The 22,648-nt window shown below is 43.2% G+C and carries 19 protein-coding genes; 8 read left to right on the plus strand and 11 right to left on the minus strand.

Going from position 1 to position 22,648, the window contains the following annotated elements:
* Positions 1–52: 52 nt before the first annotated feature.
* Both AB4160_RS04600 and rhlB read right to left on the minus strand, forming a co-directional pair.
* Positions 53–979, minus strand: coding sequence for an exopolyphosphatase (locus tag AB4160_RS04600; RefSeq protein ID WP_372003726.1), 927 nt, complete (start codon positions 977–979; stop codon positions 53–55).
* A complete protein-coding gene (rhlB, locus tag AB4160_RS04605; RefSeq protein ID WP_372003728.1) occupies positions 980–2,275 on the minus strand; it encodes an ATP-dependent RNA helicase RhlB in 1,296 nt (431 codons plus the stop codon).
* A 153-nt stretch (positions 2,276–2,428) separates the two neighbouring features.
* Here rhlB and trxA point away from each other — a divergent pair, with 153 nt between their 5' ends.
* Together trxA and rho are read left to right on the plus strand one after the other, a co-directional pair.
* Positions 2,429–2,755 carry a thioredoxin TrxA gene (gene trxA / locus AB4160_RS04610; RefSeq protein ID WP_055023577.1) on the plus strand — a complete coding sequence of 109 codons (327 nt, stop codon included), beginning with the start codon at positions 2,429–2,431 and terminating at the stop codon, positions 2,753–2,755.
* Positions 2,756–3,100: 345 nt separating this feature from the next.
* Positions 3,101–4,366, plus strand: coding sequence for a transcription termination factor Rho (rho, locus tag AB4160_RS04615; protein ID WP_076539336.1), 1,266 nt, complete (start codon positions 3,101–3,103; stop codon positions 4,364–4,366).
* Positions 4,367–4,494: 128 nt separating this feature from the next.
* Here rho and nrfD read toward each other — a convergent pair whose 3' ends face one another.
* The 4 genes from nrfD to AB4160_RS04635 all read right to left on the minus strand — a co-directional run bounded on the left by nrfD (position 4,495) and on the right by AB4160_RS04635 (position 10,405).
* Positions 4,495–5,442, minus strand: coding sequence for an NrfD/PsrC family molybdoenzyme membrane anchor subunit (gene nrfD / locus AB4160_RS04620; RefSeq protein WP_102436993.1), 948 nt, complete (start codon positions 5,440–5,442; stop codon positions 4,495–4,497).
* Positions 5,439–6,011 (minus strand): 4Fe-4S dicluster domain-containing protein, encoded by a 573-nt coding sequence (locus AB4160_RS04625; RefSeq protein WP_144211395.1) that lies wholly within the window; start codon positions 6,009–6,011, stop codon positions 5,439–5,441. Before AB4160_RS04625 ends, nrfD begins: the two co-directional genes overlap by 4 nt.
* A 12-nt stretch (positions 6,012–6,023) precedes the next feature.
* Entirely contained in the window at positions 6,024–8,300 is a 2,277-nt protein-coding gene (gene phsA, locus AB4160_RS04630) for a thiosulfate reductase PhsA (RefSeq protein ID WP_303503614.1), read from the minus strand.
* A 260-nt stretch (positions 8,301–8,560) separates the two neighbouring features.
* On the minus strand, positions 8,561–10,405 hold the full coding sequence (locus AB4160_RS04635) for a sensor histidine kinase (RefSeq protein WP_303503616.1): 1,845 nt from the start codon (positions 10,403–10,405) through the stop codon (positions 8,561–8,563).
* A 154-nt stretch (positions 10,406–10,559) separates the two neighbouring features.
* Here AB4160_RS04635 and AB4160_RS04640 point away from each other — a divergent pair, with 154 nt between their 5' ends.
* Positions 10,560–11,156, plus strand: a complete 597-nt coding sequence (locus AB4160_RS04640; protein WP_372003730.1) for a response regulator transcription factor — start codon at positions 10,560–10,562, stop codon at positions 11,154–11,156.
* A gap of 156 nt (positions 11,157–11,312) precedes the next feature.
* On the opposite strand, the gene AB4160_RS04645 is transcribed toward AB4160_RS04640, so the two are convergent.
* The 5 genes from AB4160_RS04645 to AB4160_RS04665 all read right to left on the minus strand — a co-directional run bounded on the left by AB4160_RS04645 (position 11,313) and on the right by AB4160_RS04665 (position 17,486).
* Positions 11,313–11,648 carry a hypothetical protein gene (locus AB4160_RS04645; protein ID WP_372003732.1) on the minus strand — a complete coding sequence of 112 codons (336 nt, stop codon included), beginning with the start codon at positions 11,646–11,648 and terminating at the stop codon, positions 11,313–11,315.
* Positions 11,649–12,814: 1,166 nt separating this feature from the next.
* Positions 12,815–13,552 (minus strand): fumarate reductase iron-sulfur subunit, encoded by a 738-nt coding sequence (locus AB4160_RS04650; RefSeq protein WP_372003734.1) that lies wholly within the window; start codon positions 13,550–13,552, stop codon positions 12,815–12,817.
* The gene (locus AB4160_RS04655) at positions 13,552–15,543 is read right to left on the minus strand and encodes a fumarate reductase flavoprotein subunit (protein WP_102437005.1); all 1,992 of its coding nucleotides are present in this window, start codon (positions 15,541–15,543) and stop codon (positions 13,552–13,554) included. Before AB4160_RS04655 ends, AB4160_RS04650 begins: the two co-directional genes overlap by 1 nt.
* Positions 15,544–15,627: 84 nt before the next feature.
* Positions 15,628–16,368 (minus strand): fumarate reductase cytochrome b subunit, encoded by a 741-nt coding sequence (locus AB4160_RS04660; protein ID WP_102437007.1) that lies wholly within the window; start codon positions 16,366–16,368, stop codon positions 15,628–15,630.
* A gap of 212 nt (positions 16,369–16,580) precedes the next feature.
* Positions 16,581–17,486 (minus strand): LysR family transcriptional regulator, encoded by a 906-nt coding sequence (locus AB4160_RS04665; RefSeq protein WP_102437009.1) that lies wholly within the window; start codon positions 17,484–17,486, stop codon positions 16,581–16,583.
* 317 nt (positions 17,487–17,803) lie between these two features.
* Between AB4160_RS04665 and prmA the strand changes: the two genes are divergently transcribed.
* The 5 genes from prmA to ftsZ all read left to right on the plus strand — a co-directional run bounded on the left by prmA (position 17,804) and on the right by ftsZ (position 22,636).
* Entirely contained in the window at positions 17,804–18,685 is an 882-nt protein-coding gene (gene prmA, locus AB4160_RS04670) for a 50S ribosomal protein L11 methyltransferase (protein ID WP_102437011.1), read from the plus strand.
* 173 nt (positions 18,686–18,858) lie between these two features.
* Positions 18,859–19,827 (plus strand): tRNA dihydrouridine synthase DusB, encoded by a 969-nt coding sequence (gene dusB, locus AB4160_RS04675; protein ID WP_102437013.1) that lies wholly within the window; start codon positions 18,859–18,861, stop codon positions 19,825–19,827.
* 18 nt (positions 19,828–19,845) lie between these two features.
* Positions 19,846–20,151 carry a DNA-binding transcriptional regulator Fis gene (fis, locus tag AB4160_RS04680; protein ID WP_011494902.1) on the plus strand — a complete coding sequence of 102 codons (306 nt, stop codon included), beginning with the start codon at positions 19,846–19,848 and terminating at the stop codon, positions 20,149–20,151.
* 266 nt (positions 20,152–20,417) lie between these two features.
* A complete protein-coding gene (locus tag AB4160_RS04685; RefSeq protein ID WP_102476032.1) occupies positions 20,418–21,425 on the plus strand; it encodes a YafY family protein in 1,008 nt (335 codons plus the stop codon).
* Between the two features lie 53 nt (positions 21,426–21,478).
* Complete coding sequence (gene ftsZ, locus AB4160_RS04690; RefSeq protein WP_372003736.1) at positions 21,479–22,636, plus strand: cell division protein FtsZ; 1,158 nt, start codon at positions 21,479–21,481, stop codon at positions 22,634–22,636.
* The last annotated feature ends 12 nt before the right edge of the window (positions 22,637–22,648 follow it).

Genomic DNA, 22,648 nt, shown 5'->3' on the forward strand with positions numbered 1-22,648 from the left:
TCAAATGATCCCGTTTTTTGTATTCGATTTTTATTACAAGGTCATTAAAGCATTAAGCCATTCTTGCAGCCAACATGCTTAGCACTCCTTCACGCAGCGCACCACCCGATAAATTAAGCGACTCAATATCAAGTAACTCAAATAAGGCGATTAAAATCGCAATCCCTGAGGCAAATGTCGGTGCTTTTTCAGCAGATAAGCCTTGAATATGATGCAGTGACTCATTTTGCTGTGCCAACACTTCGTCTCTAAAACGATGCAGCACTTTCAAAGTGATGATCTCAGACAGCTCGCGATGATGAAGTACTGACACCACAGACTGTACAGCCCCTGATGCGCCCACAACGCCTTGCCAACCCAATTGTGTCAGTTGTTGCAAGCAAGGCTTCAGCGCCATCAGTACCGCAGCTTTAGCTTGCTCAAAATCAGCCATTAGATAAGGCGTTTGCTTAAAAAACTGTTGATTAAAGCCCACACAGCCAAAGTCTAAACTGGTTTTAAACAGCACTTGATTACCATTTCCGATAATAAACTCAGTACTGGCGCCGCCAATATCAATCACCAAGCGTTGGCCGCCACCTTCTGTAGTGGCCGCCATACCTTGGTAAATTAATTCAGCTTCTCGCAAACCACTAATGACTTCAATCGGATGACCTAAAATCGGTAATGCCCGTTGGTGAAACTCATCAGCATTGCTGATCACACGTAAAGTTGCGGTGGCAAATACCGCCACATGCTCAGCTGCGACTTGATGTTTATCAAGCATCTCAGCAAACATTTGCAAACAATCTAGCCCGCGCTGTAATACGGCTTCATCAAGACGGTTATCAGCCCCAATACCTTCAGCCAAACGTACTTTACGTTTGTATTTTGCAATAATAGTGGGTTGGCCGTTCAGGGTGTGAGCGACCAACATATTAAAACTATTTGAGCCGAGTGTTATCGCGGCATATGCAGGCATTGCAGCTGTCACTGTCATTTACGAATGTCTACGTGCCCTTTGAGGTGGACGTCCACCACTGCGATGCGCACCACTTCTCGCACCATCACGCGTACGTGTTGTTGGGTGCTTACGATGGATACGAACCGGTGGCGGTAAATCGTCTAGCAAAGCTTCACGCTCATAATTAGTGACTGGTATTGAGTGCTTAATATACGTCTCAATGGCCGGTAAATTCAGTGCGTACTCTTCACAAGCAAAACTCACTGACACACCTTTTTGTCCCGCACGACCTGTACGACCAATACGGTGAACGTAATCTTCACAATCATCTGGTAAATCATAGTTATAAACATGAGATACATCAGAAATATGTAAGCCACGCGCCGCCACATCAGTTGCAACTAACACATCAAGCGCGCCTGAAGTAAATTGCTCTAAAATGCGAATACGTTTTTTCTGCGGTACATCACCGGTTAATAACCCCACTCGATGGCCGTCGCCTTCTAACCATGACCACACCTTTTCACAGCTGTGTTTGGTGTTTGAAAATACGATAGCCTTTTCTGGCCAATCTTCTTCCATTAATGTCAGAAGCAAACGCATTTTATCTTCAGTCGAAGGGTAGAAAATTTCTTCTTTGATGTTCTTTGAGGTTTTTTCGCCAGGTGAGACTTCAACTTTTTCTGGATCATTCATATGATCGTAAGCTAATTCCTGAACCTTCATTGATAACGTCGCTGAAAACAACATATTTAAGCGTGACTTAGCATCAGGCATACGCCTAAACAAGAAACGAATATCTTTAATAAAACCTAAATCGAACATGCGATCAGCTTCATCAAGCACAACGGCTTGAATTGCATTTAAACTGATCACACCTTGGCGTACGTAATCGATAATACGACCCGTAGTACCAATTAAAATATCAACACCAGCATCAAGCACTTGGCGTTGAACATCATAACTCTCACCGCCATAAACAATACCGACTTTTAAACCCGTATGTCGTGCAAGCAATTTAGCATCTTTGGCAATCTGAATCGCAAGTTCGCGAGTCGGTGCCATGATGATAGCTCTAGGCTGATTAATTTGACGACCTTCTGGCTCAGCAACTGAGAGAAGGTGGTGAAAAGTGGCCACTAAAAAGGCCATTGTCTTGCCAGTTCCTGTTTGTGCCTGGCCAGCAATATCTTTTTGTTGTAATAAAATGGGAAGAGATAACGCCTGAATTGGCGTACAAAATTCAAAGCCATTTTCGTTCAAAGCCTGTATAACCTCTGACTTCAGAGGGAAGTCGGCGAATCTTTGTGTTGATAAATGTGTTTCGCTCATAGCGCAAGCATACCCGTTAGTGTTGCAAAAAAAGACTCGATCGTTTCAAATAGCTACATTAATAGAACGGTCACTTGAAAAGCTATTTAACCGTCCCAATATACATGGTAAGCCATTAATAAACTAGCAATGGTGCCAAATCTGGAGATCTACATGAGCGATAAAATTGTATACCTAAGCGATGACAGCTTCGAAAACGACGTCATTAACTCAGAATTACCAGTACTGGTAGACTTCTGGGCAGAGTGGTGTGGTCCTTGTAAAATGATTGCCCCAATCCTAGACGACGTGGCTGAAGAGTACGCGGGTAAGCTAACTGTAGCTAAATTAAACGTTGACCAAAATAATGTTTCACCTGCTAAGTACGGTGTACGTGGCATTCCAACATTATTAATGTTTAAAGGCGGCGAGTTAGTTGCTACTAAAGTGGGTGCTTTATCAAAAACTCAACTTAAAGAGTTTATTGACGCACAAGCTTAATCAAGTCTATTTATAAAATCGCGGCACTATTGATTAATGACATAACCTGCTAACCCCGTTAGCAGGTTATTGCTAAAAAAAACGCTATTTTAGTGTAATGAACAACAATCAATTTTAATAATGTTGCGTGTTTTACGTTTGAAAAGTGACAATCGGCACAATATATGAACAATTTGTGCCGTTTTTTCGCTAAAATTCTGGACGCACTGCCCATATAGTGCTAATTTATTCATCAGATTTTTCAACCAAACCCCTACTCGCTTATCAATCGACTATTTCAATTTCGTAAGACCCAAAGAAAGATTGATTGCAGTAAGCATCGTCGCGTAATACAAGACCCCCAACATGAATTTAACTGAATTAAAAGACACGTCTATATCAGATCTGGTTTCACTAGCAGATAGCATGAAATTAGAGAACATGGCCCGTGCCCGTAAACAGGACATCATCTTCTCTATTCTGAAATCCCACGCCAAAAGCGGTGAAGACATTTTTGGTGGCGGTGTGCTTGAAATCCTCCAAGATGGTTTCGGCTTTTTAAGAAGCTCAGATGGTTCATATTTAGCAGGCCCTGATGACATTTATGTCTCTCCTAGCCAAATCAGACGCTTCAATATGCGTACCGGTGATACCATCTTTGGTAAAATCCGCCCACCGAAAGATGGTGAACGCTATTTTGCACTCTTAAAAGTTAACGAAGTTAACTTCGATAAGCCTGAAAATTCTCGCACAAAAATCCTCTTTGAAAACCTTACCCCACTGCATGCAGAAGAACGTATGCGTATGGAACGTGGTAATGGTTCAACAGAAGACATCACCTCACGTATTTTGGATCTATGTTCTCCAATTGGTAAAGGTCAGCGTGGTTTGATTGTGGCTCCGCCTAAAGCGGGTAAAACCTTATTGCTACAAAACATGGCGCAAAGCATTACCTATAACAACCCAGAAGTGGTGTTAATGGTATTACTTATCGATGAACGTCCTGAAGAAGTAACCGAAATGCAGCGCATGGTAAAAGGTGAAGTTATTGCTTCTACCTTTGATGAGCCAGCAAGTCGTCACGTTCAAGTTGCTGAAATGGTTATTGAAAAAGCCAAGCGCTTAGTTGAACACAAAAAAGACGTGGTTATCTTATTAGATTCAATCACTCGTCTTGCCCGTGCATACAACACAGTAATCCCATCATCAGGTAAAGTGCTTACTGGTGGTGTTGATGCAAACGCATTACATCGTCCAAAACGTTTCTTCGGTGCTGCACGTAACATCGAACATGGCGGCAGCTTAACCATTATCGCAACAGCGCTTGTGGATACTGGCTCTAAAATGGATGAAGTTATTTACGAAGAATTTAAAGGTACTGGTAACCAAGAGTTACACCTTTCTCGTAAAGCAGCTGAAAAACGCGTTTTCCCTGCAATCGACTTTAACCGCTCTGGTACTCGTCGTGAAGAGAAACTAACCACGCCTGATGAGCTACAGAAGATGTGGATTTTACGTAAAATCCTTAATCCTATGGATGAAGTTACCGGCATGGAATTCCTTATCGATAAATTGGCAATGACCAAAACTAACGATGAGTTCTTCACTGCAATGAAACGCGCTAAGAGTTAATTCTCTTTATTGTTTTAATACAGTAACGAAACTGAATACAAAAATGCCGCTAACTGAGTTAGCGGCATTTTTATTGGGTTACTTTGTTTGCTTAACTAAATGTATTGTTAGTTTCTTTAATACCGTCACTAGCTAATATAACTTTGTCCGGCATAAACCACGAAGTGTCTTAGTGCTAATACCCCTAATATGGTGCTACACGACACCGTAATCAAAAAGCCTTTAGTATGCTTCCAGCTTTTGGGTGATAAAGTGCTGGCAAGTACAGGAACCACTAGCCCTAATCCCACAACACCAATCCAGAATACACTCGCCCAAGCACCCGTCGTTATTGCAGAGGTTGCTGCTTGCGCTGCAGGTCCTGAAAAGTTGAGCCCGACAAATAACAATACTAAACAAAGCGCTTCATTAAATGCCACAGGGTATTCAATACGGTGAACTTGCTCGATGCAATCTGATTCTTTCTTACTAAAGAACAAGGTTGCCACCAAAATATTACCCGCTGAGCCCACTGACAATGACGATGCTAAGAATAACGCCGGTAACACCGCAGTATTTAATATCGGATAACTAATTAACGCCGATAATAAAAAACCGGTATACACTCCCACACCCAACGCTAACGCAAATATCAGTTTATTTAAACTACCTTCAACTTTACGGCAGACGTTTATCACTCCCGCTAACCAAGGTGCAAAGCGTATAACTTGCTTATCAAAAACTAATATCGCGAACACAAACACCAATGGAATGTAAACCATTAGCGCTAATACTCCCCATGCCATCACAGAGGTAAAATTATAGTTGAGCAGGATATGATAAAACTCAAACGGCTTAGTTAAATCAAGTACCAACAACGCCATGCCTAAACAAATCGCAGCTGGACCCAGTACCGCAGCAGCTTTGATAACAGGTAAGCCTTCAGTAGGCAGACCTCGGCTTTGCTTGTACCATTTTAGTCCTATAGCCACCAGCATTGAACCTGCTGATAATCCTGCCATAAATAAATACACTGCGATTATCCAATTCCAGACAACCGGATCATATTGCTCCATTGAGCCCCAGATATTATTCATGCTTTAATCCCCCCTCTACGGCTAGGAATACGATAGACCCTTGGCTTAGTGCCAAGATTCGCCTTGTGCTGATAGTGCTGTTTAGTATCAAGTAACTTACTGACTTCAGAAGTCAGATCATTGGCATCACCAAAGGTTAACGCTTGGGTTGGGCATACACTCACACAAGCAGGATCTTCACCTCGCGCTAAACGCGATTCTTTACAGAAATCACACTTATCAGGCGCTTTGGTTTCAGGATTAATGAAGCGTACTTTGTAAGGGCAAGCTGCCACACAATACAAACAACCAACACATTTACCTTCGTTGATAGAGACAATGCCGTCATCATTTACGTAAGCTGCACCTGTCGGGCAAACCTTCACACAAGGTGCATCTTCACATTGCTCACACGAAACACGATTGTACTTAAAATGTAAGTTTGGGAAGTTGCCATAAGGCCCTTCTACTCGAACCTGAATACGAGTAACCGACTCAGGGACATTATTTTCACTGCGGCAAGCTACGTTGCAAGCTTGGCAGCCAATGCACTTGTTTTCATCGTGCACAAGAACATAACGTTTAGTCATAATGAACTCCGCTTAAATCTTAGCTATTTTGACGCCGGTGGTATGTAGATTCATACCTGTAACCGGAGCAGTAATATCGGGAAGAAGGTTGCCACAATGAATACCTTTACCTGTGGCACGAGCAAGCTCTTTGTTTTTAGAACCACAGCCCATATAAGCAAACACGGTGTCAGGTCGAATACCCGGTGTCACCAATGCATGGCCTTCTTCACTGCCGGTGTCGTTATAAATCCGAATAGCATCCCCAGTGGATATATTCAATAACTCAGCAGTCACGGGGTGGATCCACAAGGCATTGTCAGACATGAGATTGGCTAACATCGGCACATTTTGAGTGGCGGCGTTGGTATGAACAGCGACTTTACCTTGGATAAAAAATAGCTCATCCGCTTTTTTCATAGTCACTTCTCGGAACTTAATAATTCCGCGACCCGGTGCCATTTGTTCCACTTTGTCGGAGCTCAGTTCAATCTTGCCAGTAGGTGTTTTAAAGCTCATGTGGCTAGCGTAAGTTTGATCCTCATCAGGGGTTTTAGCATTGGGGTAATCAGCGACAAAATCTTGCACCATACTCGGCTCACGTAACATAAGAGGTTTACCATAGCTCACCCAACCGTCACGTTTGATTTTGTTCAACAGGGCAACATCTTTATCAACTTGGAACAGTTGCAATGTTTCCATTGAATCCCAAGGAAAAAAGTCGCCTTGACCTAACTTGCTGGCTAATTCTTTCCAAATTAACCAGCTTGGTTTGGTATCACCAATGGTATCAACCACTTTTTGACGCACGTAGTAAGCAGGATTTTTACCTGACTTATCGACAATTTCTTCGTCACGCTCGAGGTAAGTTGATTCAGGCAAGAAGATATCGGCGTAGGCAGCACTTTCACTGATGTAGATATCACAAGCCACAATGAAGTCGAGTTTCTGCATCGTCTTAACAATACGCGCTCTGTCTGTCATGGTTTGCATTGGGTTAGTTCGGCTCATAACCCAACCATGAAGCTGGTAAGGTACGGCGTCTAAACTGGCATCCAGAATCGTTTGATATATACCACCAGATGACCACAATAAAGAATACTGTTCATCAACCATATCGATACGCTTAGCATCAATCTTAGGCATATTTTTTACGCCCGGCTTGGCTAACGTAGGTGCAGCCTTTTCACCAGCAAATTTGTTGTATGTCGACGCTTTCTTACCAAAGTACAAACCGCCTTTACGCTCAATATTGCCAACCAAGACGTTGGCTGCATAGATGGCGCGGCGCATTTCAAATTCTTCAGTGGTGAACGAAGAACGATGGCCAAAATCAACAAGTGCATGCGGTGCAGCTGCGGCATATTCGTGAGTAATACGGCGGATATCTTCAGCAGGCACATCAGTAATCGATTCCGCCCATTCCGGCGTATAGGCTTGCACTTCTTTAGCAAAATCTTCAAAGCCAGACACATATTGCGCGACAAAATCTTTATCGTATAAATCGTCCTTTATTAAGGTATGGCAAATTGCCAATGCTATGGCGACATCGGTACCAGGTTTAATGGCATACCACTCATCCGCTTTGTCAGCCACAATTGAAAAACGAGGTTCGAATACCACTAACTTGGCGCCCTTTTCCATTTGCGCATTCATCATACCTCGTGTTTCAGACATGTTGATGCCTTCATACAAGTTATGACCAAAGTTAATAATGTATTTTGAATTGCTTAAATCACGCTTGGCTTTAGTGCCAAACATCGCTTTAGCTGCGACAACATAACCCGCAGGACAAGTTGATGCATGGGTGAACGTATTAGGGCTGCCAAAAGCTTTAGCAAGATGAAATAGATGACCTGACAAGGAGCCAGATTTAGAAGAGAAAGCGACCGATTCTGCGCCATGTTTAGCTTTAATCTTATTAAGATTTTCAGCGATGATAGAATAGGCTTCATCCCATTCAATTTCAGCCCATTTACCTTCGCCACGCTCACCAACACGCTTTAGCGGTTTAACAATACGCTGCTTATCATAAAGCTGACTATGGCCTGCTCCACCACGGGCACAAACCGCACCGCCATATGACTTGGCATTTTTGTTGCCTAAGATAGAGACGTTTTTACCATTAACAACACGGGCCGAAATAGGACAGCGCGTAGAACACATTTCACAGATACTAGCGACTGATTCTTCACTTCCGTGTAGCTCAGTCTTACCAAGGGCAGCAATAGAACCAGGTAAGGTTGCAAATGCACACCCTGCGGTTCCAGCTCCAACGCCCTTGATAAAGGTTCGTCGATTTAATTTCATGGTTTATCTCCCAACTGACAATGTTGCCCAAGAACGAAATCGACGGTCATCAACCTAAACTAAGGTCTGCTAATGTGATTGTCGTGTTCCAAGGTTTGCACCATTGTTAACTAGGTTTGAGAGATTGAATATTGTGGTAAACCACATATCTACAAGTCTATAGCATGCTTTGTGACGCTATTCACAGTTCAAAAAATCACCATCACAAACAAGTAAGTTTTACTATTGTGGTAAACCACATATTGAACAAACTCAGAGGTTTATGCCTGTATTTTTTGCTTACTACCGCGCTTTTTTAATGCTATCAGCGCACTACAACCATGGGATTCATCTTCGCGATTTTTAAGTTTAAAGATTCCCTCATGCTCTTTAATCACGTCATTACAGATGGCTAACCCAAGACCTAAGCCTTCTTCTTTAGTGGTAAAAAAGGTCGCCATTACCGCGTCAGAATCTTGCGCTAAACCAGGGCCGTTATCGATGATCACGATATTGACTTGCTGATCCTTAAAGTGGATAGATATACTAATTTCCCCAGTAGTTTCATACAGATGTTCATCAATCGCATCAATACTGTTTTTAATCAGATTGATCAGTACTTGTAACAGCCCAACTCTGTCAGCGGTAATAAAAAACGGCTCACCTTTAATATCTTTAGCCACTTTAATATCACGCCGAGCAAGCTCCAGCCGCAGCAAGGAAATACTCTCATCCACTAGCGTTAGAATATTTACATCATCCATTACCGCTTCTCGGCGCTTCAATAAACCTCTAATACGGTGCACAACCTCACCCGCCCTAGTGGATTGTTTGTGGATTTTTTCTAGCAGTTCTATGGCTGTTTGATTATCTGGTAATTGATGACTTTGTAGGCGCATAATACCGCCTTCACTGTAGCTGGTAATAGCCGCTATGGGTTGGTTTATCTCATGTGCGAGTCCTGCACCAATTTCACCAATAATAGCTGCACTTTGCAGCCGTTCTAGCGCGATTTCTTGCTGCTTTAATTGGCGCTCCGATGCAATTAATGACTCACTTTTTTGATGAAAACGGTATTCAATCCACAAGTGATAAACCGTTGCGACCACAAAAAGAAGTACTGCAAAAATGCCCCAGTGGCGATTATCATTCAACCAATTTCGTAAGGTTTCCCAGCGGTTGACGTCAGTCACCTTAACCCTTAAATCACTAAAGAGTTGAATAACAGCAAGCTGACTGATTGGCGATGTCCATCCCATCAATTGCGCTTTAATGGCTGCGGGGTGGTCTGAAGGTAAATCCATTAATGCTTGGGTGATTTCTTTGCTGAGCACATTACTCACACTTTCGTTCGCAGCAAAAGACCAGTTAGGATAGAGTTTGGTACTGCATTGGCAATCAAAGCCTTCGGGCTTACTTGGATTTAAAACTCGGTAATCAGCAGCATTAATTAACCCTCTAGCAATCATGTCTTCAAAGGTACATAACGGCGTAATCGCAGCATCGACATTGCCGTCGCGTACTTGATATAACAATGGATCAAGCGGAAAACCTAAAAACTTGACCTCACTAAAGTAATCTTTGGATTTCATACCTAGCTTGTGCATTAAACCGATTGTGGCTTGATACCCTCCCAAAGCATTTGGGTCACTTGCTGCAATCACTTTGTGTTTTAAATCAAATAGGGTGCGATAATCACTATTGGCCTTCACTATAATGGCTGATCCAATAGCCGATGTTGCCCCATTGTGGCGGCGCGATCGCATCGTCGCTAGCCAAGATAATGGATATTGATTGGAGAGATAAAGATATTGTCCAGGGTTGGTAATAATGAATTGAATGCTACCGAGTTCCATAGCCTCATTAAGCGCCTCAAAATCTCCTGGATAGACATTAAAATTCACATCATCAATATGTTTATTTAAATATGCCATCATCGGAGCCCAGCGCTCAGCTGCTTGTTGGTGCCCCCAATTAGCTAATACACCAACATTGAACTCTTGAGGCTTATGCCCGTGAGTACTCAACGCTTGAATGCGCATTTCTTGATTAATAGGCTCAGAAGAGGCTGAAAACGCTGGATACATTGAACATATAACCAGTAAACCCAATATAAAACGCAGCAAGTTAGCATCCTTAATAAATGAACTTTAATAAGCTTACGTTAGAGTCGTCCCTAATCAACGTGATGTGATTCATGCTTTGTGTAAATAAAGTTAGCTAAAGGTTTCAAACTGAGATATTTATCAATTATCGATATGGAGAGTTAAAGGAATTAGCGTGCAAAATATAACTTCTGGCCCGGTATATCTTGTCGATGATGACGAGGCAATTATTGATTCCATCACTTACTTGATGGATAGCTACCACTACAAAATCATTAGCTTCAATTCAGGCAGTACATTCCTTGAATCAATCGATCTGACCCTGCCCGGCTGTGTCATTTTAGATGCCAGAATGCCGGGACTCACAGGTCCTGAAATTCAACAATTATTAAGCGAAGCTCACAGTCCATTATCGGTAATATTTCTCACCGGCCACGGCGATGTTCCCATGGCGGTAGATGCCTTTAAAAAAGGCGCTTTCGACTTTTTCCAAAAACCAGTCCAAGGCAATGTGTTATCGAAATCTATTGAGAATGGTTTGAGTTACAGCGCCAATCAGCATTGGAAGCTTTCTAATATTCGCCTTATTGAAGGATTGTCTGCACGTGAAAAGCAAATATTCGAGCTCGTTATCGCTGGTAATACTAACAAGCAAATGTCGAATGAATTGTGCGTCGCGGTGAGAACTATCGAAGTGCACCGCTCAAAACTAATGGAAAAACTTGGCGTGCAAAATATTGCCGAATTAATGCTGCTGGCACCTTTGGTTTAGTTATATCTACCAATGTCTTCAATGAATAAAGTTTGAAGCTTTTTTTGGACAAAAACCATTTAGTGCAAAGGGTCTAAAAGTAGGTTGTGGAATTAGTAAATGTATTGAAATCGAATAATGTTTAAACTCCCTCACACAATCTAGGTGATTTTGACTCTATGCCATATAAAGCGCAATTACTATAGACACCCAAGTTAAAATAAACACCAATAAACTAGTGTTTTCTGATTCTGAATTTATATAAATAAACAAAGTTCCAAAGAAAAAAGCAATGGGAGTGGATGCCATTGTAGAGTATTCGCTAGGAAGTCCTTTGCCCGATATAGTTAGTACAACTTTGCCAATAACAAAAAGTATAGATAAATAAAAAAATATACCAATCATCCAAATCCGTAAATGATCGTCAGATTGCAATGGCTTTATATGTTTAGAAAGGAACACTTTCCTTAAAATCATTAGGATTTCTTTATCCACGTCATTTAATTTGAGCATAGTCCGCAAAAAACTCCTAATCACCTAACATCTCATTATCCTGGGTCTCGGATAAATCCCTGCCTTAAATAAATTCACATCCAACATATCAACGTAACTTATTGATGTAAAGCAACTAATACCTAACTTTTTGTCGTCCTCTATTTCACCACTCCGCAAAGTTGAGCAAGAACATTTAGCGGGTCCATTGTTACTTCACGGGAAAAATTTAAACGACTGATATGTAACAATTAAATTTTAACCTTAAATTTATTGATGCGGATTTCGCTGATTTTTACTTCGATAATATGGTGAACAACTAGAGAATCATTATAACTGTGTGTTAATAGAGTTTAATTGGTATCGGTAAGAGGTATATCTGAAGTTGATTTTAATTAAAGATTTAACGGTAACTATCACATAATGGGGCATAAACGAGTTACCAGCACCAACTTTGTACTTCATCAGTATTGACTCTGCTACTGAGAATCGAATCTTCAATCTAATCCATTGCCTGCCGCAGGCTTTTGTGCAGATACATCCAAGACACGCCGTAAACACATCCCTGTGGGCTCTGCGAAAACATCCATGTTTTCGAAGGTCTTGAACGTATCTACACTGGGTTTATTGTCTCTTCGATTTGACTGCATTGGTGATAATTTAAAGAGCTAAAGCTAGTAGATCTTTCATTTTAAAGACTCCATTTGAATTGAGGACGCGGAGAAAATAGCGTGAGCCTGACAGGACGTCAGGCTAGCTTTCGCGGTGCAGGGATGCACCATCGGAAGCGTTAGCATTTTCGAATAAGACCGAGGAAGGCTACAAACGAAGTCAAAATCTGGATCAATCCCCATCGAAAATCATGCGCTTTTCAGCATTTTTCGTCGGGGCGCTGGGGGATATCCAAAAGGGGAACAAGCGCTTTTCCCCTTTTGGTCGGGTGTGGGTGGAAAACCCACGATCTTAATCCAAACGGAGTTTGGAAATACAGAAAGGAAACTTACGGTTCAAATCAGGTGTGAACTAAGCGCCACGACATTGATTTGCTCAAAATGACAAACAAGGAATAGAACAAAGCTTATTTCATACACCAACTGTTAGTTAAGCATGTTGCGAATAGCTAAATCCATCGACAAAAAAGCCGCTTACCTCTACAGGTATGCGGCTTTGTTTAAGCTATAAATAACTTAGCAACTCACAATAGTCTGCGCCATTTTACGGCGTAAATAAGCAATCTGTTGCATATGCGGTAAATCTTTAGGACAGGCATCTTGACAACCCAGTAAGGTCATACAGCCAAATACGCCATCTTGATTACCTATCACATGATAGAAATCTTCTGCGCTGCGAATATCACGGCTATCCATTTCAAAGCGGGCGATTTTCATCATCCCCACAGCGCCAACAAAACTGTCTTTCATTTGCTTAGTGGCACATGCAGACACACAAACACCACATTCAACGCAGCGTTCAAGCTCATATAACTTAGCCGCCTCAGCAGGGTCCATTGGCGTTTCTAAGCGATGAATATCAATATCGTTGGCATCAGGTTGCAACCATAACTGCAGTCGCTCAGCTAGCTCGCGCATGAATTTACCCGTGTTCACTGACAAGTCACCAATTAACTCAAAACCCGGTAACGGCATTAGGGTAATGTTACCGTCAGGGAAATTAGCGGTTAAGGTTCTACAAGCCAATGTAGGTTTGCCATTAATCACCATAGCGCAACTGCCACAGATCCCTGCGCGGCAGACAAAATCAAACTGCAGTGAAGGATCTTGTTGCTCACGCAGCATATTAAGCGCAATAAATACTGTCATTCCAGGCGCTTCAGTGAGCTCATATGTGACCATTTTAGGTTTATCTCTTGGATCTTGTGGATCGTAACGAAAGATATTAAAACTGATAGTTCGTGGGCTGGTCATTAGCTCTTTTCTCCTGACGCCAAAAAGGTGTCACTTAATCTTTCATTACGCGGACGCAAGCTTTCTGGTAAATCAAATGGCATAACGGCTGCTTGTTTTTCAACGCGGTCTGCATCGTCACCCAGCTCAGCGAGGATTTTTTCAATTTCAACTTCACGGGCAGCTGTATCAGGATGCGCAATGGCATTGTCGTTACCATAACCACGATAACCTGGCGGCAACTCCATCTTCATCACATCAAGTTGCTCGTAAGTTAGCTTGGGCTCAAGGGCGTTTTCGTCTGGCCAAGTTGATAAAGTGCGGTTGAGCCATTCTTTATCATTACGTTGCGGGTAATCTTCACGAGCATGGGCACCGCGGCTTTCTGTACGGGCATTGGCGCCGCACGCAACCGTTAAGGCAACCCGCAGCATACGCGGCACACGTAACGCTTCCACCAGCTCAGGGTTCCCATGACGTTTTTTACATTTAAGGCCAATACTTTTACTGCGAACCAGTAATTCTTTTAATTCAGCAATGGCTTTTTCAAGCTCAGGACCATTGCGGAAAATACCTACGTAATCCATCATGATGCGCTGCATTTCCAGTTTGATATCAAACACATTTTCAGTGCCCTTACCGACTAACAAGCCGTTGATTTCTTGCTGCATCTTAGCCATGCTGGCTTCAATTTCGGCTGTATTGATTTCAAGGGTGTTCTTTTCACAAAAATCAGCCACGTACTTACCGATGATCATACCGCCAACTACAGTTTCAGCCAGAGAATTTCCACCTAAACGGTTAAAGCCATGCATATCCCAACACGCAGCCTCACCCACGCTAAATAAGCCTGCTAATTGCGGGCTTTCACCGGTAGCATTAGTACGAATACCGCCCATTGAGTAATGCTGAGTCGGACGCACTGGGATCCAGTCTTTGGCAGGATCTATGCCCAAGAAATTTTCACAAATCTCTTTCACTTCTCTAAGGTTGGTTTCAACGTGTTTGCGCCCAAGCAAAGTGATATCAAGCCATAAATGCGGCCCATAAGGGCTATCAACGCCTTTATCTTTACGCATATGTTCAGTCATGCGCCGTGAGACCACATCTCGAGAGGCGAGCTCTTTCTTTTCAGGCTCATAATCTGGCATGAAACGATGACCGTCTTTATCTCGCAGTAAGCCGCCATCACCTCGGCAACCTTCCGTGGTTAAGATCCCCACTGGTACAATCGCTGTTGGGTGAAATTGCACCGCTTCCATATTGCCTAATGTGGCAACGCCAGTATCTAACGCCAATGCTTGGCCAATGCCTTCACAGATAATGGCATTGGTAGAGACTTCATAAATACGGCCATAGCCGCCTGTTGCAATCGTCGTTGATTTACCAATATAGGCACGTAATTCACCCGTAATGAGACAACGGGCAATGACGCCGTGACAACGTTTGCCATCATGAATAAGCGATAATGCCTCAATGCGTTCATGGACAGGAATATCCATTTCAATGGCTTTGTTGTCAACGGCATACAGTAGTGAGTGGCCGGTGCCGTCGGCGGTATAGCAAGTACGCCATTTTTTAGTCCCGCCAAAGTCACGGGCATTAATTAATCCGTGGGCTTGCTCGGCTTCAGTAATGGTGACCTTTTCGGCGTTCACCACCACTTCACGATCGCCAGCACTAATACGTGACCAAGGCACGCCCCAATTAGCAAGTTCTCGCACCGCTTTAGGTGCGCAATGGGCAAACATGCGCGCCACATCTTGATCGCAGCCCCAGTCAGAGCCTTTTACTGTGTCTTGAAAGTGGACGTCTTCATCGTCACCCATGCCTTTAACTGTATTACCAAGGCTGGCTTGCATACCGCCTTGGGCTGCAGCAGAATGGGAACGTTTGGCAGGTATTAATGACAGCACCACGGTATCTAAACCACGCTCTTTGGAGGCGATTGCCACACGTAAACCAGCAAGACCGGCGCCGACAACTAATGAATCTGTATAAATAATTTTCACTGGCATTCCTTTAATACGGTATTAGGCTTTGTATTTCTAAGCGATAAACTCAATGGTGCATGACTGTGCACAGTCACTGTGTCTTTAACTCGGTACAAAAGGCGTTACGGGTAACTCCAACGATTGCCCAATAAAGATGTAGGTCAATAAACTTGCGATACCAATAATCATTAAGTAAACCACCATTATTTTGGCAAGCTTAAGCGCCGCCATACGCTTTGTGGTCACGCCCCACTTTACCGCTAGGCGATAGAGACCAAACATGGCATGCAATACCACAGCAGGTAATAGCAAGACATACAGCATCCACACATCTTGGTGGTAAACACGCTCAGCCGATAAATGCGGGCCGATTTCAGGATTGGTGATCATGTCAAACAAGTGAACGGGGGCGAGAAAGAACAGTAAAAAACCCGTAATTAACTGCCAAAACCAAATTTTAGTATCTTGGTGAGGCATAATGGTCATTTGACTTCTAAGTGCCCGCCATTGCTTTATTTGTGCAGGAAAGCGACGTAAGGCAAATACAGCGTGGATTAATAAGACTATCAGCATAAATGCCGAAATGAATTTAGTCAGAACAGGAAAGCCATGGCCAGTTTCACTGAACATGCCCCCTTCTAAGAAGTGGCCTACATGATAAAAGGCTTCTTTACTGATCAAAATACTCGACTCAAAATGCAGATGCATAATGATGAATATGCCAAGTAACAGGCCAGTTGCACTTTGAAGCATATCGGCCCGAGCGGCCCATACAGGATGAGAGAATCCGCTGGTCTTTTTTGCTGCAGAGGTTAGCGCTTCAAGAGCGGGTTGATCAGCCATAAATTTGCACGTCCTGTAAATTCAATATGACTTATGACCATATCAAGTTCACAAACGGTAGCAATAACCAAAAACCAGCAAGTGACCCAGATCACCCACCGCAAGGCAAGAGTCAGACGCAGATCACACCAACGCGAATCGTGAGATGTTAGCAAGCCACTGCGCTTTGAGATAAAGATTTGAACTTGATATCAAACCCTCTAAACATAAGACTAAATAGCCACAGCTTGTTGTAATTGCAGGCAATGTTGCCGCAGTTTATCACGCATTAACAACATGGCAGGGCTGACATGCTGTCGCCCTGCACAAATGAGATTCAACGGCATCGCCTCACTGGTAAATCCAGGCAATATCTGTTGCAGTCGACCGCTATTTAAATCATCTACAACATCTAAAGCCGATTTAAATACAATGCCTTGGCCTGATACTGCCCACCGACGAGTGACATCAGCATCATTGCTACTTCGATCACCACTCACCCGTATTTTAAAGCTCTGCTGCTCGTTAATTAACGTCCACAAATCATAATTACGTTCATCAACCTTATAAATTAAACAATTGTGCTGCGCTAATTCAGCTGGGCTTTTAGGTTCGCCATGATGCTGAATATAAGCAGAAGAGGCACATAACACCCGTTGAGTATGACAAATATTAAACGCCACTTGGCTTGAATCAGGCGGTATGCCATAACGTAACGCCATATCAATTTTATCGTGCTGAAAATGGCTAAGGCTATCGCCTATATGCAGTTGAATGGTTAAATCTGGATACTGCAGTAGAAAACTGTCTAACCAAGGTAAGAATACATTCCGGCCAAAGTCAGAAGAGACTGAGATATTGAGCTGACCTGAGATTTGACCTTTTTCGGTTAACAAGGCTTGCTGGCCTAATTGCAATTGCGCCAGCGCCTCGCGACAATGGATCAGATAATGCTCACCTTCGGCGGTCAGACGCAAGCTACGAGTGGTGCGAATAAACAGTACGCTATTTAACTGTTTCTCTAATCGTTTTAATGCTGCACTTGCCGCAGCAGCTGAAATATCTAGCTCAACTGCAGCAGCGCCAATACTGCCGCAATCAGCCACTCGCACAAACAGGTGTAAATCATTTATCTGCATTGTCTGGACCTTAATCTCACATCTTAATCATTCATTACTAAAATAATTTTGATAACGATACAAATATTACCCTCTAAATCATCATAGTCAATTTGACTCAAATACACTCATCGCGGTGAAATAGTCCCACAACCTGTCCACTTCTGAAGTGTAAAAGCCAATGTTTCACAACAAATATCAGCCGTTAAATAGTTATCATTTGGCGCGTTTTTGCTTTTTGGCCGATAAACCCAAAGGAATATCTGCCACCTCGTTATGGCATCAGCTATAATAGCCGCCAATTCATGTTTAATTTTATTATCAGTTAGGAAAATCCCATGCCTTGGATCCAATTACGAATTCACACTCATCGCGATCATGCAGACATGCTAGGCGACTTATTGATGGATCAAGGTTCTGTGTCTATCACCTACGAAGACGGCCAAGATGAGCCAATTTTCGAGCCTAAACTAGGTGAAACACCTTTATGGCAAGACACCATATTAATGGCCTTATTTGATGCTGGCACTGATTTAGCACCGACCATAGAGTTATTAGAGTCAGTTCCCTGCTTAGGTAAAGGCTTTAACCATAAAATTGAACAAGTAGAAGATAAAGACTGGGTTCGTGAATGGATGGACAGCTTCCACCCCATCAAATTTGGTCAGCGTTTATGGATTTGCCCAAGCTGGCGTGACATCCCTGAACCAGACGCAGTAAATGTTATTCTTGATCCAGGTTTAGCCTTCGGTACTGGTACTCACCCAACCACCGCATTATGTTTAGAGTGGTTAGACAGCTTAGATTTGTCAGATAAAGAAGTTATCGACTTTGGTTGTGGCTCAGGCATCTTAGCCATTGCTGCATTAAAGCTTGGCGCGAAGAAGGTCACCGGGGTTGATATTGACTATCAAGCCATTGATGCATCGACAGCCAATGCCGAGCGCAACGGTGTTGTCGAGCAGTTGTCACTGTATTTACCCGAAAACCAACCAGAAAATTTACAGGCTGATATCTTAGTCGCTAACATCTTAGCCGGCCCACTGCGCGAGCTTGCCCCATTGATTGCAGAGAAAGTCAAAACAGGTGGTAAGTTAGCCCTTTCAGGCTTACTACAAGAGCAAGCAGAAGAAGTATCACAATTCTACAGCCAATGGTTCATCATGGATGAAGCGGCTCACAAAGAAGACTGGAGCCGCTTGACAGGCACCCGCAAATAACGGTAAAGGCAGCACACCCCTTATGACAGCTAGTTTTACGCCAAAAGGGGCGCTGACGACTCCACAACTAAAAGTCAAGCAAAAAAGTTATCTTTAGTTCATTTATTGACCTTTTCAGGACGGTAAAAAAGGGCTAATATAGCGCCCCTTTGACGAGCATGGTGAATAACTCAATGCAAATTGGCCCCTATCAACTGAAAAATCAGCTGATCGTGGCACCAATGGCAGGTGTCACCGATCGCGCTTTTCGAAATCTTTGTTTACGTTATGGCGCAGGCCTAGCGGTTTCAGAGATGCTTTCATCTAATCCCGAAGTTTGGGATACCGATAAAAGCCGCCAGCGCATGATGCATTCTGGTGAAGAAGGTATTCGTTCAGTACAAATTGCAGGTGCAGATCCTGATTTAATGGCTGCGGCCGCCCAGTTCAACGTTGAACAAGGCGCTCACATCATTGACATCAATATGGGCTGCCCTGCCAAAAAAGTGAATAAGAAGCTTGCTGGATCAGCATTAATGCAAGATCCCCAGCTAGTAAAAGCGATTTTACAGGCTGTTGTTAGTGCAGTTGATGTACCGGTAACGCTAAAGATTCGCACAGGCTGGCAACCTGAACACCGTAATGGTGTTGAAATTGCTCATATTGCCGAAGATTGTGGCATTGCCTCCTTAGCCGTTCACGGCCGCACTAGGCAGTGTATGTATAAAGGCTTTGCCGAATACGACACGATTAAAGCAATAAAACAAAATGTCTCAATCCCTGTTGTTGCCAATGGAGATATCGACAGTCCAGAAAAAGCTAAGTTCGTCTTAGACTACACTGGCGCCGATGCTGTAATGGTAGGACGAGGAGCCCAAGGCAGACCGTGGATTTTTAGAGAAATTCACCACTACTTGGAAACAGGTAACAAATTACCGCCAGTTGAGGCAAGCGAGCAACGAGAAATCATGCTCGAACACCTTAACGCTTTGTACGAATTGTACGGCGAGTACAAAGGTGTCCGATTTGCTAGAAAGCACATGGGATGGTACCTAAACCAAGAAGAGCAGCGTCAATTTCGTGCTGACTTCAATAGGCTTGAAACCGCTGAACAGCAATATTCCCTTGTGGAATGTTACTTTGATGAATTAGTTAATTTTTAATATAAAGAGCAGAATAGAATGTTTGATCAGACAACTAACACAGAAGTTCACCAGCTAACCGTAGGTAAGATTGAAACCGCTAACGGTACAATCAAGCCACAATTATTACGTGACGCAGTTAAGCGCGCAGTAACAAACTTCTTCTCTCAGTTAGACGGTCAAGAAGCGTCTGAAGTATATGAAATGGTATTAAGTGAAGTTGAAGCACCTTTACTAGACATCATCATGCAACACACACGTGGCAACCAAACACGTGCAGCGAACATGCTAGGTATTAACCGTGGCACTTTACGCAAAAAATTAAAAAAATACGGCATGAACTAAGAAGCAATTCTTAAGCTGTTGTATTGAAACGGGCTTTCCAGCAATGGAAAGCCCGTTTTTGTTGATATGTCCCCCATATGTACCCCCGTTGTTTTGTTGCCCCTTCCTGTATTCGATTCCGCTTTCCTTCAACGTAATTCCCAAGCTAAAACTTTAACTTTTACTCATGGTTAAATATCAGATAATGATACAAAAAATGCTTAGTGCGTCAGATTCTGTCGCAGGGTAGTATTATGCTCATGGCATAGATAATCGGGAGAACATCGATGCAAATCAATATCCAACGCCAAATTGCCATGCTGGAACAAATACCTGCTCATCCAAGGCGCATTACCGCTAATGACATCACTGCAAGACTGCAAAGTCGTGATTTTGATATTGGATTAAGAACCGTGCAGCGGGAATTAAAAGCCATGTACGACATGGGGCTGTTTGGCATAGTGCTCGATGACAGAAGCAAGCCTTTTGGCTGGTCGATTGCCGCCTGTTGGCGTGGTCTTAACTTGACCTTGATGGATAATCACATGGCATTGGCATTTTACACCCTAAAGCACAGTGCTAGCCAACTGCTGCCTCCCCAAAGCCTTAAGCAGTTGACCCCTTATTTTGACCGTGCAGATCAAATATTAGGAAATGATCCTGATAACCCTTGGCTTTACTGGGCCTGCCGCGTGGCGCAGTTACCTAAACCTTTTCCTTTTATAATTGAGCAGCAAGATCCACAAATATTTGAAGCTGTGCAATCGGCACTGCTTAACAAGCGCCAGATTGCCTGCCAAATAAAGCGAGTGATCCAAGGGAAAAGCTATTGGCTTGATTACACGCCCATTAATCCTGAAGGTATACAAATATCAGATGGTGTCGCACTACTGACCTTTACCATTGGCACGGTTGAGCCAAAACTTTTTGCCAAATCCATCGACTTACTACGTAATGTGCGAGTGCTGGACACCCCTTCCATTACTCGAAGTGAAGCTAATATTGCCCGTAGAAAAATGGAAAACCAAGCGGAGTTGATTGATATTGAATTGCTTTTTTCTGCATCAGCAAACTTTATCATGCGCAATGCCAAGCTCAGTGACAATCAAACTGTTAAGCAGTTAGAAGATAAACGCTATCTGGTTGAAGCAACCGTTGAAGACACCTCAGGATTAAGAACATTGTTGTGGAGCATGGCTGACAATGTCGAAGTGCTGGCACCAGCCAAATTAAGAGCCCATTTCACTCGATTAATTAACAAGGTCAATGCGCGCTATCAAATTGCTGCGTCTTAGGCTGTCGCACCCTTAAGTTACGCTGTTTAGCGTAACTTCAAGGAGATGAATCGATGTTTGACTTACTGACGCAAAACAACCCATCACCTCGCATTGCCGTTTTCGGTGTGGGAGGCTGCGGCTGCAATACCATAAATCAACTTAGCCAATCGCCATTCAATGACAACGTCCTGCTGATTGCCGTCAATACTGATGCACAATCACTGCAGGCCTCTCAATCTAGCACTCGATTACAAATTGGCATTGAAGCCACTAAAGGATTAGGTGCGGGCGCTAAGCCCGAAAAAGGTCAAGCTGCTGCGCAGGAGTCTGAAGCACAAATAAAAGAGCTTATTGAACTCGCCGACATCATTTTTATTACTGGCGGTATGGGCGGCGGCACTGGCACTGGCGCCATCCCGTTCATGGCTTCAGTCGCCGCAGCGCTAAATAAACCATTAATTGCCGTGGTTACCACCCCTTTTAGTTTTGAAGGCCAGCAAAGGAATCTTCTGGCCAATAAAGGCGTCGATAAATTAATGCAGCACGCCAATGCTGTAATCGTGTTACCTAATGACAAACTGGCTAAAACTCTGGATAAGAAAGTCAGCCTAGTTAACGCCTTTTTTGAAAGTAACCGTATTTTGCAAGATGTATTGCTGGGGTTAACCACCACCATTAGCCAATCAGGTTTGATTAATATCGATCTCAATGATTTCATTGCGGTGGTAAATCACCATGGACGAGCCGCTATGGGAGTGGCGAAGCAAATGCCAGGTGCAGATATCCAAGTGACGATTAATAGCGCCCTTAAAAATCCATTACTGGAAGACGTTGAGCTGACTCATGCCAAAGGAGCGATTGTCAGTGTGATGGCATCTGAAAATATTGAGCTCAGCCAATATAATATGATTGGCGAAACCCTGCAGCAGCAACTCGACCCTAGTGCATTGGTGATAATTGGATTAACCATAGTGCCTGAGCTGGATTGCGAGCTGGAATTGATGGTGATTGCCACCGGTATTCAAGCCACAACCGACCAATCAGTAATCATTATGGATGATGCTAAAGTACCGCCTTCAACAGACCGCTTTGCATCAGTAGAGCAGCTTAATCTTCACGATTTTCTAAAAGAAAAGTCTGTAGGCAGTAACGATGATAATCATTGCTTAGCTGAGCTCGATGTCCCGACTTATACCCGTAACTTAAATCAAAAAACAGCAGGGCAATAATATCGGCCCCTA

The sequence above is a fragment of the Shewanella sp. 10N.286.51.B8 genome (assembly GCF_041469325.1).
In the GTDB taxonomy this organism is placed as follows: domain Bacteria; phylum Pseudomonadota; class Gammaproteobacteria; order Enterobacterales; family Shewanellaceae; genus Shewanella.